Here is a 15,807-nt window from a genome sequence, read left to right on the forward strand (position 1 = left end):
TGTGCTAGACCATTTTCTGAACCATCATGCGCCGCCAGGCGTTGAGACGAAGCGAATTGTGCGGAGCCCAAGCATGGTCAAGACGCCGAAGATGCGACACTCGAAAGGCCGCCGCGAGCCGGTGACCATCGATCTCGAGCCCGGCGCGGTCTCGCGCATCGCCGACGAGGACGCCGCCAAGCCCCAGGGCGGCGCCGAAGAGGCGCCGGAGGAGGCCGTCTCGCAGGCCGAGATTCCCGAAGAACCGGTGCATGCCGACCAGACCGATCTCGAGCCCTGGGAGCATGCGGACGCCCAGGCCGAATCGGAACAGCCAGCGGCGACGGCCGCGGAAGCGGCAGCCAAGGGCGCCAGCGAAGCTGAACCTGCCTATCCCGGAGCGTCCGAGGCGCCGGCCAACAAGACCAAAGCCTTCGACTACAATTTCGAGGATGCGTCGGCGAAGCGCTCCCAGGCCGACGACAACAAGGCGAGAACCGAGACACGGGACGACAGAATGGCGCCAACACCACCGGCAAAGCGTAGCGGCCTCAATGGCATTGCCGCCGGCATCATAGGCGGCGTCATCGCGCTGGTCGGCGCGGGTGGCCTGCAATATGCCGGGCTGCTCGGCGCGCCGGGGTCCAGTTCCGGCGTATCGCTCGACGGCGTCAACAGCGAGATCGCCGCGCTGAATCGCGAAATCGCCGGCCTGAAGGAAACGGGCGGCAACACCGACGCGTCGGCCAAGGTCGATGGCCTGTCGTCGGCGCTGGATCAGGTCAAGACCGATGTCGCGGCGCTGAAGTCGGCGGTCGAATCCGGTGGAGCGGGCGACACTGCCGGGCTCGCAGCGCTTGGCGACAAGATCAAGCAGATCGAAACCGCGGTCGCCGCCCTAGGTAAGGCCGGCGGCACGGCACCGGTCGATCTCGGCCCGCTCAACGAAAAACTGGCTGGTCTCGACGCGCAGGCGAAGTCAGCCGGCGAAGCGACGACGGCGCTGGATGGCCGGCTCACTGCGTTGGAGCAGTCGGTGTCGCAGCTTTCCGGCAAGGTCGAAGCGGCGGCGGGACAGCCGAAGATCGCGCTCGCCATCGCCGCGTCGGCGCTCAAGTCCGCGCTCGACCGTGGCGCGCCATTCTCGGCCGAACTCGAAACCTTTGCCGCGATTTCGCCGGATGCGCCGCAACTCGCGACACTGCGCACCTACGCTGAAAAAGGCGTGCCGACCCGCGCCGAGATCGCATCGCAAGCGGATGCCGCGGCCAATGCCATGGTCGCCGCCGCGAGGCCGGTCGATGAGAATGCCGGCTTCCTGCAGAACCTTTTGTCGAGCGCCGAATCGCTGGTCAAGGTCCGGCCGATCGGCGCCGTCGAAGGTGCCGGTGCGCCGGAAACCGTCGCGCGCATAGAAGTAGCGGTCAACCAGGGCGACTATGCCAAGGCGCTCAGCGAGTATGACGCGCTGCCCGAAGCCGTGAAGGCGGCCGGTGCCGACTTTGCCGGCAAACTGAAAGCACGCATCGAGGTCGAAACACAGGTTGACGCGCTGATCTCCGGCGCGATGAAGGCATGAGGGCAACACCATGATCCGCCTCTTGGCCTTCCTCATTGTCGTTTTCGCCCTCGGGCTGGGCTTTGCCTGGCTGGCCGACCGGCCGGGCGACATGGTCGTCACTTTCAGCGGCTACCAATACCAGGTCAGCCTGATGGTGGCGGCAGTGGCCGTCGTTGCCGTCGTCGCCGCGGTGATGATCTTCTGGTGGCTGATCAAGTCGCTGTGGAACAGCCCCTACACCATCTCGCGCTATTTCCGCGTTCGCCGCCGCGACCGTGGCTATCAGGCGCTGTCGACCGGCATGATCGCCGCCGGCGCCGGTGACGGCGCACTGGCTCGCAAGAAAACCAAGGAAGCGGCCAAGCTGATCCGCTCCGACCAGGAGCCGCTGATCCATCTGCTCGAGGCGCAGGCGTCGCTGCTCGAAGGCGATCACGAAGGCGCGCGGCAGAAATTCGAGAGCATGCTCGACGATCCCGAAATGCGGCTGCTCGGCCTGCGCGGGCTCTATCTCGAGGCCGAACGGCTCGGCGACCGCAACGCCGCCAGGCACTATGCCGGCCGCGCCGCCGTGATGGCGCCGCAACTGGCCTGGGCGGCCGAATCGACGCTGGAAGAATTGACCGCGCGCGGCGACTGGGACGGTGCCTTGAAACTGGTCGACGCGCAGAAGTCGACACGGCAGATCGAACGCGATGCCGCCAACCGCCGTCGCGCCGTGCTGTTGACGGCCAAGGCGCAGGCGCTTGCCGGTAGCGATCCGACTGCCGCCAGAACCGCGGCAATCGAGGCCAACCGGCTGCGGCCGGACTTCGCCCCCGCCGCTGTCGCCGCCGCGGCCGCGCTGTTCAAGCAGAACGACGTGCGCAAGGGCTCGAAAATCCTCGAGACGGCGTGGAGGGCCGAGCCGCATCCTGAGATCGCCGAGCTCTATACCCATGCACGGCCAGGCGATGCGGTGCTCGACCGCCTCAACCGGGCGAAAAAGCTGCAGGAGATGAAGAAGAACCACGCCGAGTCGTCGATGACGGTGGCACGCGCAGCACTTGATGCGCTGGATTTTTCGACTGCCCGCCGCGAGGCCGAGGCAGCGATCAGGATGGACCGCCGCGAGGGTGCCTATCTGCTATTGGCCGACATCGAGGAGGCCGACACCGGCGACCAGGGCAAGGTGCGGCAGCTTCTGTCCAGGGCGGTGCGGGCGCCGCGCGATCCGGCCTGGGTCGCCGATGGCGTCGTTTCGGAGCGGTGGGCGCCGGTATCGCCGGTCACCGGCCGGCTCGACGCCTTCGAGTGGCGCGCGCCGATGGAGCGTCTCGGCCAGCTGATCGACAACCATGATGATGCAGCGGCCGCCCCCGTTCCGGTCATCGAAGCGCTGGCAAAGCCGGTGAGCGAGAGGCCGGTCGAGGTGATCGATGACGCCGGCGGCGATATTTCGACGGGCAAGCAGGCTGAAAGCCGCGAGGAAGATCACGTCCGGCCGATTACGGCCGCCGCCTTCGCCGAGGTGCCGACCAACGCGGAAGCGGTCGAGCCGGCCGAGGAGCATGCGCGGCTGCCGGATGATCCCGGCGTCGATCCGGGCGAGGAAGCGGAAAAATCGCCGCGTCGGTTTCGGTTGTTTTGAGTTGGGCCGGCCGTGAGGGCCCTGTAACCCAAGCAGATAGAGCATGATGTCGTCCGAAAACCGCTTCACACTTTTCGGCATCATGCTCTAAGGAATAGGATATGTTTGAACGCGTTCTGTCATTTCTGAGGGATTTGCCGGCCGGCGCCGGCACGCATGCGAGCAGCGACGATCCGCGCGTTGCGGCTTCGGCGCTCCTCTATCACGTCATGAATGCCGATGGCGTGCGCCAGGATGTCGAGTGGGAGCGGTTCAAGGCGGTGCTGGCCCAGAGCTACTCGATCAGCGGCGCCGAGCTCGAAGCGCTCGCCGCCGCCGGCGAGCGGGCCGACAATGAGGCGATCGATCTCTATGCCTTCACCAGTGTCTTGAAGCGCCATCTCGATGCTGAGGCGCGCAAGGCCTTCATCGGCCTGATGTGGGAGATCGTCTACGCCGATGGCGAGCTGCACGAGCTGGAGGACAACACGGTCTGGCGCGTCGCCGAGCTGATCGGCGTCGAACGCCGCGACCGCATCGAGGCACGTCGCAAGGCGGCGGAGCAGGCACCCGGCGCCACCGGAACATCGAGCGACGAATAGACGGATTTCGCCTGCCCATGCCGCGCCAAACGAGTTCGAAGCCAAAAATCCTGATCGTGCTGCATCAGGAGAATTCGAGCCCCGGACGTGTCGGCCACATGCTCCTGGAAGAAGGCTTCGAGCTCGACATCCGTCGCCCGCCGCTCGGCGATACGCTGCCGGAAACGCTGGACGGCCACGCCGGCACGGTGGTGTTCGGTGGACCGATGAGCGCCAATGACGAGGACGAGTTCGTCCGCCGCGAGACTGCCTGGCTGGAAGTACCGCTCAAGGAGAACCGGCCGTTCCTAGGCATCTGCCTTGGTGCGCAGATGCTGGTCAACCATCTCGGCGGCAAGGTCGAAGGTCACGGCGAAGGATTGGTCGAGATCGGCTGGTATCCGCTGAAGGCGACCGAAGCCGGCAAGACCCTGATGCATTGGCCGGAGATGGTCTATCAGTTCCACCGCGAGGGTTTTTCGCTGCCCAGGGACGCGACGCTGCTGGCGACGGCCGAGACCTATCCCAACCAGGCCTTCCGCTATGGCGACAATGCCTGGGGCATCCAGTTCCATGGCGAGTTGACCAGGGCGATGATGCAGCGTTGGGTGGTGCGCGGCGCGCATCGCTTCGAGTTGCCCGGGGCGCAGCCCGGCCGCGATCATCTCGGCGGCCGGCTGATCTGGGACATGCATCTCAAGCGCTGGCTGGATGAATTCCTGCGCACGATCTTCGGCAAACCGGCGCTGCGATAGACGTCAGTTTCGCCCGTTGAGGTGGCGCACCTTGCGCAGTTGCGGGAACAGCACGATCCACAGCCCGGCGACCGCGATCGCGCCGACGCCGCCGACCACGACGGCCGGAACCGTGCCGATCAACGCCGCCATCGTGCCGGCGCGGAATTCGCCGACCTCGTTGGAGGCGCCGACGAAGACCTGGTTCACGGCATTGACTCGGCCGCGCACATGGTCGGGCGTCCACAGCTGGATCAAAGTCTCCCTGATGTAGACGCTGAACATGTCGGTAGCGCCAAGGAAGGCGAGCGCTGCGATCGACAGCCAGGTGATGGTCGACAGGCCGAACAGCACGGTGAAGGCACCGAACGCCGCAACGAAGCCGAGCATGATCAGCCCCGCATGGTTGCGGATTGGGTGGCCGGCCAGCCAGATGGCGACGCAGATGGCGCCCACGCCCGGCGCCGAGCGCAGCAGGCCTAGGCCCCAGGGGCCGAGCTGGAGGATGTCGCGCGCATAGATCGGCAGCAGTGCCGAGGCGCCCGACAAAAGCACGGCGAACAGATCGAGCGAGATGGCGCCCAGCACGATCTTCTCGCTCCAGATATAGCTGAACCCACCGAACAGGTTCTGCAGCGTCGGCTTCTCGGTCTCGGTGCGTTGCGAAGGCTTCGGGATGGTGAAGATCAGCAACCCGGACGCAAGCATAAGCACGGCGGCGGTGCCATAGGCGACTTCCGCCGACACGCCGTAGAGCAGGCCGCCGGCGACCGGGCCGACGATGGTCGCCGTCTGCCAGGCCGACGAGTTCCAGGCGATGGCGTTGGCGAAATCCTCAGGTGGCACGAGATTGGCGAACAGCGAGGCCGAGGCCGGCCCGAAAAAGGCGCGGGCGACGCCGAACATGGCAAGCACGACGAAGATCGGCAGCGGTCCGCTGATGCCATGCAGGGTCAGGAACAGCAGGGTCAGCGCGCAGATCGCCTCCATCACCACCGCCAGCGCCATGATCAGGCGGCGGCCGAAGCGGTCGGCGACGACACCGGTGACCAACACCAGCAGCAGCGACGGCAGGAACTGGACGATGCCGACCAGGCCGAGATCGAGAGGATCCCTCGTCAGGTCATACATCTGCCAGCCGACCGCGACCGACACGATCATGGTGGCGAAGGTGGTGAGGAAACGCGCCGCCCAATAGCTCAGGAAGGAGCGGTGGCGGAACGCGGCATAGCGCTGGTCCGGCGAGGTTTGTGCGGCAGTCATGGATCGAGGCCCCGTTGCGATGGCATTGGAGCGACGTGCGTCCAATCGGACGCACAAAGTACGCTCCAACACTTTGGTTTTCGCATCGTGCTTTCCGAAAATCGGAACCGATTTTCGGGCCGATGCGATGGCCGGCGGGGCACTTCCCGGATGGGCGCTGTTCCGGCCAAGGGAATTTCTAACAAAGTTCGCAGCGCGATGTGCGCCAAAATCAGCGCTGGATCAACGAAATTTCGCCCTGTTCCGTTGATTGCATGGGGACATTATTGCCTGAGCGCCGCGGAGATGGCGTCGAGGCCGCTCCTCAACTCGGCTTCCGTCGGCCAGCCAAAACCGACGCGGAAGAAGCGCTTCGGCATTTCGAACCAATGGCCGGGTCCGACATAGGCGCCATGGTTTTCCAGCAGGTTCACATAGAACCGATCGAGGTCGAAGTCGGGGTCGACGTTCAGGCGCGGGAAGCCGACGACACCGCCTTCAGGGCGCACCCAGTCGACCAGCGGCTCGCGGTCGATCCAGGCCTGGACGATGTCGCGGCGCCTGGCCATTTCTGGCAGCAGCGTCGCCAGGAACACGTCCCGCCGCTCCAGCATGCCGCGCGCGATGCCTTCGTCGATGACGCTGCCGCAGATGCCGATCTGCTCCTTGGCGGCGAGGAATTTCTCCTGAAGTTCCGCATCCCTGGTGATCAGCCAACCGATGCGGATGCCGGGAATGCCGAAGGCCTTGGACAGCGACGAGACGCTGATCGCCTTCGGGCTCAGCGATGCCGCGGACGGCAGGCGCTTGCCATAGGAGAGGTCGCGATAGGTTTCGTCGACCAGCAGATGGCAGTCCCTGCTTTCGGCGAGCGCGACCAGGGCGTCGAGGTCGGCGCGGCTCATCATCGTGCCGGTCGGGTTGTGCGGGCAGGTGACGCTGATCAGCCTGGTGTTCGGCCGTATCGCCGCCGCGACCTGGCCGACATCGATGGCGAAGCCGTCCTCGAAGGCCAGGTCGACAAAGCTGATGGCGCAGCCGATCGCCCTTGGGGTCTCGATGTTGGTGGCGTAGTTGGGTCTGATGACGACCAGATGATCACTCTGCGACAACAGCGAGGTCGAGATGATGAACAGGGCGCCAGCAGCACCAGCGGTGACCAGCACATCGTCGGGCAAGACGCCGGCGTCCTGTGCGGCGATCAGCGCGCGCAATTCCTTGTCGCCGCGATGCTCGCCGTAGAAGAGCGTGAGATCGGGCAAGGATAGGCCGATATCGGAGAGTTTCTGGTCGGCGATCGAACTTTCGGAAAGATTGTAGCGGATCCGGTCGTAGCCGTACTCTTCCGGCGCCTCTTTCTCGATCACCATCCTGGTGTAGTTCATGGCTTCCCCCAAAAGACCCCGTTCGGTTCATCCAAGCCACAAAAACATGAAGCCTGCCAAGGCGGATTCGCCGGCAGGCTTCTGTTCCAGTCGTCCTAAGTGTTGGCTCAGGACCGAATTGCTCAGGCCGAGGCCTTCTTCCTGCCCCTGCCCTTGGCGGGCACGACTTCGGCGGCCTTGCGGCCGAGGCCGATCGACTTCGCCAGCAGCGAACGCGAAGCGGCATAGTTGGGGGCGACCATGGGATAGTCAGCCGGCAAGCCCCATTTGGCGCGATAGGCGTCCGGCGTCAGGCCGAAATGGACGCCGAGGTGACGTTTCAGGGATTTGAACTTCTTGCCGTCCTCGAGGCAGATGATGAAATCCGGTGTCACCGATTTCCTGGGGTTGACCGCCGGGACCAGCGGAGCTGCCACCGGGACCACCGGCTGGCCGAGCCCGCTTATCGAAGTGCTGACGCTGGCGATGAGATCGGCGAGACCAGAAGCGGGCAGGCGGTTCTTCTCGACGTAAGCGGACACGATGTGAGCGGTCAGCTCGAGCAGGTCGATGTCTTTACGGGCGCTGTCGTTATCGTCGGTCAATCTATTTCTCCGTCTAAAGCGAATGACCTGAAAATCGGATTCGATTCCCGGAAAGGATCATGCGCAAAATCAAAATGCTACGGCGTCCTTTGTGCATCCACGGGACGGCAGCGTTGTTGTGGCGCGGGATTCCTAGTCGGCAAATCTGCGCAGCGCAATGACTTGATGCCGCGGCACACGTTATTTTGAACAACTATATTAAACAATAACAATATCAGACTATCAGCGCTTTGTCGCGCCACAAACGAAATCCGCCTTCAAAGGCGCGTGTGTTGTCGCCGCGCCGGCTGTCGGCGGGCAATTCATCGAGCTTGTCGACATTGCCGCCGCCAATGACGACGTAGTCAGGCTGCATGGCGGCGCGGAGCCGGTCGACGACGTCGAAGACATATTTGCGCCATCTCTTCTTGCCGCGCTTTTCCAAGCCGCGTTCGCCGACATAGTCCTCGAAGCTCTTGCCCTTCTTGTAGGGAAGATGGGCGAGTTCCATCGGCTGGGCGACGTTGTCGACGATCATCGCGGCACCGAAACCGGTTCCCAACCCGATGAACAGCATGCGGCCGCCTTCATAACTGCCGATGGCCTGCATCAGCGCGTCGTTGACCACCTTCACAGGCTTGCCGAATTGCGCGGCGAAATCGTAGCCTGCCCAACCCTTGCCGAGATTGGCAGGGTCGGTGAGCGGCCTGTTGTGGGTGACCGGGCCGGGGTAGCCCATCGAGACGACGTCGTAGGACAAGCCCTCGGCTAGCTTCTTTACCGTATTGGTCATCTGCTGCGGCGTCAGGCCGGGCCCGGAGTCGGCGCGCCGCTCCACGCCGCCGGCGCTGCTGAGAATCTTGACATGCGAGCCGCCAATATCGATCGCAAGCACGATCTTCTCAGCCGATGCCGGTTGTTTCACCGCTTTGGCCATTGCGCCACCTCCACTCACTTTACCGGATCGATCCAGCCATTGGGCGGCCCGAACCCGGCCATCGCGTCCGCCGGACCCCATGTAAGCGGTTCATAGACGTGCGGCGGCGTGGTGTCGCCGAGCACCGGGCCGACGATGCGCCAGGCCATTTCGCTGGCGTCCTGGCGGGTGAACAGCTGGCCGTTGCCGTTCATGGCATCGCCGATCAGCCGCTCATAGGGCGGCATGTCGCTCTTGCTGTCGTCGAGCGCCGTCAGCTCGACCTGTTCGCCGATCATGTCGTCGCCCGCCGCCTTGCGCTGGGCGCCGATGGCGATCACCACTTGCGGATCGATGCGGAAGCGAACGTAGTTCTGGTCGGCCGGCTTGATCGGATCGAAGACGTCGAGCGGCGGCCGCTTCAGCCGCACCACCACTTCGGTGACATGCACCGGCATGTTCTTGCCGGCGCGGATGAAGAACGGCACATCCTGCCAGCGCCAGGTGTCGACGAAGAAACGCACCGCGGCAAAGGTCTCGACCGGTGAGTTCGGTGCCACGCCGGGTTCGGCGAGATAGCCGGTGAACTGACCGCGCACGACATCGTCTTTCGTCAAGGTGCGGATCGCCCGCAGCACCTGCACCTTCTCGTCGATCAAATCGTCGGCCGAACGGCCGACGGGTGGCTCCATGGCAAGCAGCAGCAGGATGTTGAGCAGATGGTTCTCGATGACGTCCCTGATGCAGCCGACATTGTCATAGAAGCGGCCACGCCCCTCGACGCCGAAATCCTCGGCCATGGTGATCTGCACGCTCTCGACGAAGTTGCGGTTCCAGATCGGCTCCAGAAAGGAATTGGCGAAGCGGAAATAGAGCAGGTTCTGGATCGCTTCCTTGCCGAGATAATGGTCGATGCGGAAGATCGATTGTTCGTCGAAAACCAGATGCAGGACCCGGTTCAGCCAGCGCGCCGACTGCAGGTCGTGGCCGAAGGGCTTTTCCACCATCAGCCGTGCGCCACGAGCCGTGCCCGATTGCTCCAGTCCCTGGACGACGGTCTCGAACATGGTCGGCGGCACCGCCATGTAGTGCAGCGGCCGCTGGGCGGTGCCGAGCGCAGTTTTGAGTTTCTCGAACGTCGCCGGATCGCGGTAGTCGCCACTGACATAGCGCAGCAGGGAGGCGAACTTGGCGAACAATTTTTCGTCGATCTTGCCGAGTGCATTGACGATGCCGTCGTGGGCGCGCGCCTGCAATTGCTTGAGATCCCAGGCGTCGAACGCCACGCCGATCACCGGTTCGGTGAGCGTGCCCTTGGCCACCATCTGGTAAAGGGCTGGAAATATCTTCTTGTGGGCGAGGTCGCCGGTGGCTCCGAAGAGCACCAGCGTGTCGGACCGTTCCGGGCTCATCGGCGTGTCTCCCCTGCCGCCGTCACGAGCCGGACTTCGGCTTCTCGACATGGCCGCCAAAGGCATAACGCATTGCCGAGAGCAGCTTGTCGGAGAATTCGGACTCGCCTTGCGAGGAGAAGCGGTCGAACAGCGCCGAGGACAGAACCGGCGCCGGCACGCCGGTGTCGATCGCCGCCTTCAGCGTCCAGCGGCCTTCGCCGGAATCCGAGACGCGGCCGCCGAAATTCGCCAGGCCCGGATCATTCTTCAGTGCGCCCGCGGTGAGATCAAGCAACCAGGAGCCGATGACGCTGCCATGCCGCCAAACCTCGGCCACCTGAGGGAGGTCGACGTCGAACTGGTAGTATTGCGGGTTTTCCAGGGGGCTGGTCTCGGCGTCCGCCGTTCGTTGCCGCTTGCCGGCATTGGCCGACTTCAGGATATTCATGCCTTCTGCATAGGCGGCCATCACGCCATATTCGATGCCGTTGTGCACCATCTTGACGAAGTGGCCGGCACCGCTCGGCCCGCAATGCAGATAGCCAAAGGGTGCGGTCCCGGCATCCTTGGGCGGATTGGAGCCGGCATCGGCACCGGGCGCCAGCGTGGCAAAGATCGAATCAAGGTGCTGCACCGCCACGTCGGGACCGCCGATCATCAGGCAATAGCCACGCTCAAGGCCCCAGACACCGCCGCTGGTTCCGACATCGACAAGATGGATACCCTTGGCAGCCAGTTTCGCGGCCTGGTCGACGGCGTCGTGATAGTAGGAATTGCCGCCGTCGATGATGATGTCGCCGGGTTCCATCAGGGCGGCCACCTGATCGATGATCTTGCCGGTGATCGCCGCCGGCAGCATCAGCCACACACAGCGCGGCTTGACCAGCTTGCCGACGAATTCTTCCATGGATGCCGTTCCTGAGGCGCCGTCGGTCACCAGAGCCGCGACGCTGGCCGGGTTGATGTCGTAGACGACGCATTCGTGGCCGTCGCGCATCAGGCGCCGGACCATGTTGGCGCCCATCCGGCCCAATCCCATCATTCCGATCTGCATGGTTTCGTCCCTGTTTCCTGGAGATTTACTGGGTTTATCGAGGAAGGATCGACTGGCTATCCTGATCGCCTGATATGACGGTGAAGTCGACATTCTCCCAATCGCCGGCTCCGAGCCAGAAAAAAGTGAAGATCAGCGTGCTTCCGGCGGGGAGGCTGGCGGTGGACAGATCGGCAAGATGGATGCCGAAGGCGTTCTCGATCGTCTGGCTGTCGGCGGCGGTCGCCCAGTGATCGCTGCTCCAGCGAACCGTCGCCGGGGCCAAGAGCTCGACGCGCAGCGTCTTGCCGGCCGGCAGCGTGCGGATCTTGTTGTTGAAGCGCCATGTCCTGAACGGCGACACGGTCTTGTCCTCGATGTAGCGCTTGACGCCTTGAGGTGGCATGTCGAAGACCGTGCCGTCGCGTACCGAGCGCAACAGCTTGATATGCTCCGAATGCGCCCAGACCAGCGGCATGGCGCTGCCCGAGGGGCGACCGTGCAGCAGTTCGCGCTCGGCCATGCCGGCGCCGTCCCAGACCTGTTCGGGCAGCAGGCCGCCCAGCCCGGCCGAGCCTTCCAGCGCGGCCAGCAGGTCTACAGCTCTGTCGTTGCGTCCGGCTGCAAGCTCGTAATGGGCGCGTTCGCCGGCGAGCAACGGCCACGGCCGGCCCTGGCCGGTACCGTCGAAGGGTGCGCCATCCTCATGCTCGCCATAACCATCGCCATTGTAGCGGTACCAGAGCGGCCCTTGCGGCAGGTCGCAGCGCAATTGCGCATCGATGATCGTGACCGTGTCGACGATACGCGGATCGTCAGCTGCCCTCAGGCCGAAGCGGACGAGAGCCAGTGCGTCCGGGCTGACGATCGCCTCGGCCGGCTGGTCGGTATCGCCCGGCGGCCGGTTCTTGATCGGGACATAGCCGTCCTTCGGCGAACCGGCCTCCGCGCTGTCGGGTGGCGCGATGCGCACGTAATAGCCGTCGACGCGGGCCTGCCTGCCGAGTGCGGTGCCGGTGACATAGGTCCAACGCTCGACCTGGTCGTTCCAGACATCGGCGGTCTCGCGCAGATAGGTCGCGGCGACCTGCTTGCCGCAGGCGTCGAGCAGGTCGGCCGCGGCAAGCAGTGCCGCGATCTCGACGGCAAGCGTGAACGGGCTGTAGCCGGCATCCTCTTCCCAGCGGTCCTCACCGGTGACGGGTCCGTTGCGCACGACATAGCCGGCGGCGCGCTCGATCATCGGCTGAAAGGCGAGCAGCCTGGCCTGCGGCAGGTGCCCGGCGCGGCGCAGCGCATCGGCCAGCAGCAACGGGAAGGCGCATTCATCCATCTGGATGCCTGGCCAATAGGCCGATCCGTCGAGCCAGGCGTTTTGCGGCCAGTGGCCGTCCGGCTGCTGGATGGAGCTGAGATAGTCGAGGATTTGCAGGGCCGACGCGGCATCGCCGGCGGCGAGAAAACCTCCGGCCGTCTCGACCAGATCGCGCGGCCAGACCAGATGGTAGCCGCCGAGGTCGTCGTCACCCTTGTTGAAGCCCCACGGAATCGAAAGGCTGGCGACCGCCGCACCCGGTATGGCGATCGACCGGTGGGTCGACAGAACCGCGGTCGAGATACGATAGAAGTTGATCCCGGATTCGCCATGCCGGTCCAGCGGCAGCAGGCTCTTTTGCCACTTCCGCCATCTCTCGACGTAGGCTTTGGCGGCGGGCTCAAAACCTTGCTTCAGGCTGGCGAAGGCATTTTCGGCCGCCTCGTCCGATGTCGCGCCAAAGCCCAACGCCAGCAAGGCCGTTGTCTCCGAAGCGGTAAAGCCGATCTCGCCCGTCAGCGCGACATTGCCGTTCTCGGCCCGTTGGCAGGCCGGATCGAGCTCGCCTGTATTGTGGAGCTGCTGCCAGCCGTCGGAGACGCCGACATAGCCGGCCGAGCCGGTGCGCCAGGGCAGTGACGAGGCCAGCGCCAGGCAGGTGCCGCGCCCCGAGGCGAACAGCACAGGTTTTCCCTTGTGGTCACCGACCCAGGCGGTGTTGCCCATGCCGGCATTGACGAGATGCGGCGCCAGCAAGGTGTAGACGCGATGGTCGCCGGCGGCACCCTTGAGCGCTGTGAAGGTAATTTCCTGCAGCAAAGCGGGCCGCGCCGGGTCGGCAAGGATGCGCTTTTCGATCCGGTAGGCGCCGTCAGTCGCGGTGTTGACCAGCCTGTAGGCCGGCACGCCGTCCTCGAATGGCTCGATGGCGTGCACAGCATCGCGTTTTTCTTCGGAGAAATAGCCGTCGGGGCCGGTGACGATCAGGCCGAGGTCGCGCGTGCAGGCGCTGTCGAGGTGCGGATAGTAAATCTCGTTGAGAATGCCATGGCTGATCGTGAACCAGATATGGCCGCTTGGCGAAAGGGACGTTCCAACGCCACTCTTGGCGCTTGACGTCCAGCGAGCCGGGATTCCCGGGGCGCCCGGAGCAACGGTTGGCGTCACTGGCATTCGATTGCGATCTCCTGGCCCTTTCCCTAGACCAGGACGCGAACCCTTTTCAATCGTTGCACCGCAAGTTGATCGCCACCGCCAATGGCGCCCTCGTTGACAGGGGCGCCGCGTAGCGTCCACTATTCCCGGCACGGGAGGATCGCGAAGCCATGCCGGAGGTGTCCCTGGTCCTGATCGACCGGTTGCTGGCGATTTCGGCGGCGCTTGCCGGCCATATCGATCCCGGCACGGCGTTTCGCGCCACAGCCATCGAGATGGGCACGCTCATTCCGCACGACCATATGGATCTGGCGGTGCTGTCGCATGATGGGCGCAGGCATGCCTGTTATGAAGCCGGCTTCCACACCAGCTGGAGTGAGCTTGCCCAGCATCCGCTGCCGACCGAAGTCAGCCCGATTCGCTCCGTGCTGTGGGGCGAGGTGGCATATCTGCTCTCCGACGACGCGCTGCGCGACGAGCGCTTCCATTTCGCCACGGCCATCGACGGACCGATCTTCGCCGCCAAGCTGCGCAGCCGCATCGTCGTGCCGCTCAGGGCGCGCGGCGGCATCATCGGGGCGCTGAACATCAGCCGGCACGAGGTCGGCTGCTACACGCTTGCCGATGTCGCAGTCGCCCAGCAATGCGCGGACCTGATCGCGCCCTATATCTTTGCGCTGATCCAGACCGAGGAGGCGCGCCGCGCCATGCTTGCCGAGAGCGAGGCGCGCAACCGCGTCGAATTGCTGCGCGTCGGCGCCTCGCAGCTGACCGAAGGCATGGAGCGCGAACGCCGGCGCATGGCGATGGACCTGCATGACCAGACGCTTGCCGACCTCGCCCGCATCGCACGCCAGCTTTCGGCCCTGCGCGGCCAGGGCGTGGCGCGGGCGGCGCAGCTTGCCGACCTTGAGCAGGAGGTCGCCGGCTGCCTAACGGAACTGCGCCACATCGTCGACGACATGCGGCCGAGCGTGCTCGAACTGTTCGGCCTGCGCGATGCGGTCGAAGCGCATCTCAACCGCAGTGTCGCCAGAGCCAAACCGCCCATCGCCGTGCGCATCGCCGACACCAGCGACGGCGGCGCCGACAATCTGCCGGAGCCCGTCCGCACGGCACTCTACCGGATCGTGCAGGAAGCCATCAACAACGCGGTTCGCCACGCCGCGCCGCGCCGCATCGATGTGCTGCTGGCGTCGACCGCAAGCGTGCTGCGGGTGATTGTCACCGATGACGGCCAGGGCTGCGGCGCTGTCGATCCGGCCGCCCATGGCGGCATTGGCCACATGCATACGCGCGCCGCGCTGATCGGTGCGCGGCTGCGCATCGGGCAGGCCGGCCGCAAGAGTGGCGGCACCCGTGTCGTCGTGGAGATCGACCGCCGGCCGTTGCGGGAGCTGCCGGTTGCGGCGGCTGCAGCGGCGCCTGGCCAGCTCGCCGTGTCGGAGGCCATTTGATGCTTGTGATGATCGCCGAAAATGACGGACTGCACCGCACCTTCGCGCGGCGCACCGTCGAGCAATTGTGGCCCGGCGACGTCGAGGTGATCGAAGCGAGCGACGGCGAGGACGCCATCAACCTGGCGGCCGAGCGCGAGCCGCCGCATGTCGTGCTCGACCTGCAGATGCCGAAGGCGACCGGGATCGAGGTTGCCAGGGCGATCTGGAACCGCCGCGCCGGCACGCACATCCTATTCTGGTCGAACTTCGCCGACGAGGCCTATGTGCGCGGTGTGGCGCGTATCGTGCCGCCGGGCTCGGTCTATGGCTATGTGCTGAAATCGGCAACGGAGGAAGGCATGCGGTCGGCCTTGCGCGGCGTTTTCCGCGAGGGCCACTGCATCATCGACCGCGAGATTCGCGGCATCCAGCACCGCGTCCAGGACAAGTTCGAAGGAATCACCGACGGCGAATATGAAAGCCTGATCGACATCGCGCTTGGCCTGACCGACCGGGCGATCGCCGCGCGCCGCGGCCTGTCGATCCGCGGCGCGCAGAGCCGCATCAAGCATGTCTACGACAAGCTCGGTATCGTGCCGGCGGAGGACGGGGCCGGCGATGCATCCGTGTTCAACTCGCGGACGCGGGCGATCTATCTCGCCATGGCGCGCGGCCTGATCAACATCGACGCGCTGCGCCGCGAGCAGGACCGGCTCGACGCCTGGCTGGCGCAGGCTTCGCCCGATCACTGACCGCAGCCAGAGCGGTTCGGAAAGCCGTTTGACACTTCTGCTTTGCTTGGACCCGACTGTGCAAATGCACAGTCGGGCGTGCGCTTTGACCCGTATCGCCACGCCGGTGCCGCAACTACCTTCGATCCCCAATAAGAAAACATGTCAGG

The 15,807-nt window shown here is 64.9% G+C and carries 13 protein-coding genes; 6 read left to right on the plus strand and 7 right to left on the minus strand.

Going from position 1 to position 15,807, the window contains the following annotated elements:
• Nucleotides 1-73: 73 nt before the first annotated feature.
• The 4 genes from AC1D08_RS14595 (at nt 74) to AC1D08_RS14610 (ending at nt 4,485) form a co-directional block, all read left to right on the plus strand.
• A complete protein-coding gene (locus AC1D08_RS14595; RefSeq protein WP_457150191.1) occupies nt 74-1,558 on the plus strand; it encodes a COG4223 family protein in 1,485 nt (494 codons plus the stop codon).
• A 10-nt stretch (nt 1,559-1,568) separates the two neighbouring features.
• Entirely contained in the window at nt 1,569-3,170 is a 1,602-nt protein-coding gene (locus tag AC1D08_RS14600; RefSeq protein ID WP_477423431.1) for a heme biosynthesis HemY N-terminal domain-containing protein, read from the plus strand.
• A 101-nt stretch (nt 3,171-3,271) separates the two neighbouring features.
• On the plus strand, nt 3,272-3,751 hold the full coding sequence (locus tag AC1D08_RS14605; protein ID WP_095084069.1) for a tellurite resistance TerB family protein: 480 nt from the start codon (nt 3,272-3,274) through the stop codon (nt 3,749-3,751).
• Between the two features lie 17 nt (nt 3,752-3,768).
• Complete coding sequence (locus tag AC1D08_RS14610; RefSeq protein ID WP_457150193.1) at nt 3,769-4,485, plus strand: glutamine amidotransferase; 717 nt, start codon at nt 3,769-3,771, stop codon at nt 4,483-4,485.
• A gap of 3 nt (nt 4,486-4,488) precedes the next feature.
• On the opposite strand, the gene AC1D08_RS14615 is transcribed toward AC1D08_RS14610, so the two are convergent.
• From AC1D08_RS14615 to AC1D08_RS14645, 7 genes are all read right to left on the minus strand, one after another.
• On the minus strand, nt 4,489-5,727 hold the full coding sequence (locus AC1D08_RS14615; RefSeq protein WP_457150194.1) for an MFS transporter: 1,239 nt from the start codon (nt 5,725-5,727) through the stop codon (nt 4,489-4,491).
• 263 nt (nt 5,728-5,990) lie between these two features.
• Nucleotides 5,991-7,091, minus strand: coding sequence for an aminotransferase class I/II-fold pyridoxal phosphate-dependent enzyme (locus AC1D08_RS14620; protein WP_457150195.1), 1,101 nt, complete (start codon nt 7,089-7,091; stop codon nt 5,991-5,993).
• A 122-nt stretch (nt 7,092-7,213) separates the two neighbouring features.
• Complete coding sequence (locus AC1D08_RS14625; protein ID WP_095084073.1) at nt 7,214-7,675, minus strand: Ros/MucR family transcriptional regulator; 462 nt, start codon at nt 7,673-7,675, stop codon at nt 7,214-7,216.
• Between the two features lie 214 nt (nt 7,676-7,889).
• Complete coding sequence (locus tag AC1D08_RS14630) at nt 7,890-8,591, minus strand: ROK family protein (RefSeq protein WP_457150196.1); 702 nt, start codon at nt 8,589-8,591, stop codon at nt 7,890-7,892.
• A 14-nt stretch (nt 8,592-8,605) separates the two neighbouring features.
• Nucleotides 8,606-9,982 carry a glucose-6-phosphate dehydrogenase gene (gene zwf / locus AC1D08_RS14635; protein WP_477300150.1) on the minus strand — a complete coding sequence of 459 codons (1,377 nt, stop codon included), beginning with the start codon at nt 9,980-9,982 and terminating at the stop codon, nt 8,606-8,608.
• Nucleotides 9,983-10,004: 22 nt separating this feature from the next.
• On the minus strand, nt 10,005-11,018 hold the full coding sequence (gene gnd / locus AC1D08_RS14640; RefSeq protein WP_095084076.1) for a phosphogluconate dehydrogenase (NAD(+)-dependent, decarboxylating): 1,014 nt from the start codon (nt 11,016-11,018) through the stop codon (nt 10,005-10,007).
• A 34-nt stretch (nt 11,019-11,052) separates the two neighbouring features.
• Nucleotides 11,053-13,485: a glucan 1,4-alpha-glucosidase gene (locus AC1D08_RS14645; RefSeq protein ID WP_477423434.1), complete on the minus strand. Its 2,433-nt coding sequence runs from the start codon at nt 13,483-13,485 to the stop codon at nt 11,053-11,055.
• Nucleotides 13,486-13,637: 152 nt separating this feature from the next.
• Here AC1D08_RS14645 and AC1D08_RS14650 point away from each other — a divergent pair, with 152 nt between their 5' ends.
• Nucleotides 13,638-14,924 carry a sensor histidine kinase gene (locus tag AC1D08_RS14650; protein ID WP_457150200.1) on the plus strand — a complete coding sequence of 429 codons (1,287 nt, stop codon included), beginning with the start codon at nt 13,638-13,640 and terminating at the stop codon, nt 14,922-14,924.
• The gene (locus tag AC1D08_RS14655; RefSeq protein WP_457150201.1) at nt 14,924-15,658 is read left to right on the plus strand and encodes a response regulator; all 735 of its coding nucleotides are present in this window, start codon (nt 14,924-14,926) and stop codon (nt 15,656-15,658) included. The genes AC1D08_RS14650 and AC1D08_RS14655 overlap by 1 nt, the downstream gene beginning before the upstream one ends.
• Nucleotides 15,659-15,807 lie beyond the last annotated feature (149 nt).

This window comes from Mesorhizobium sp. P2_E6, assembly GCF_056403835.1.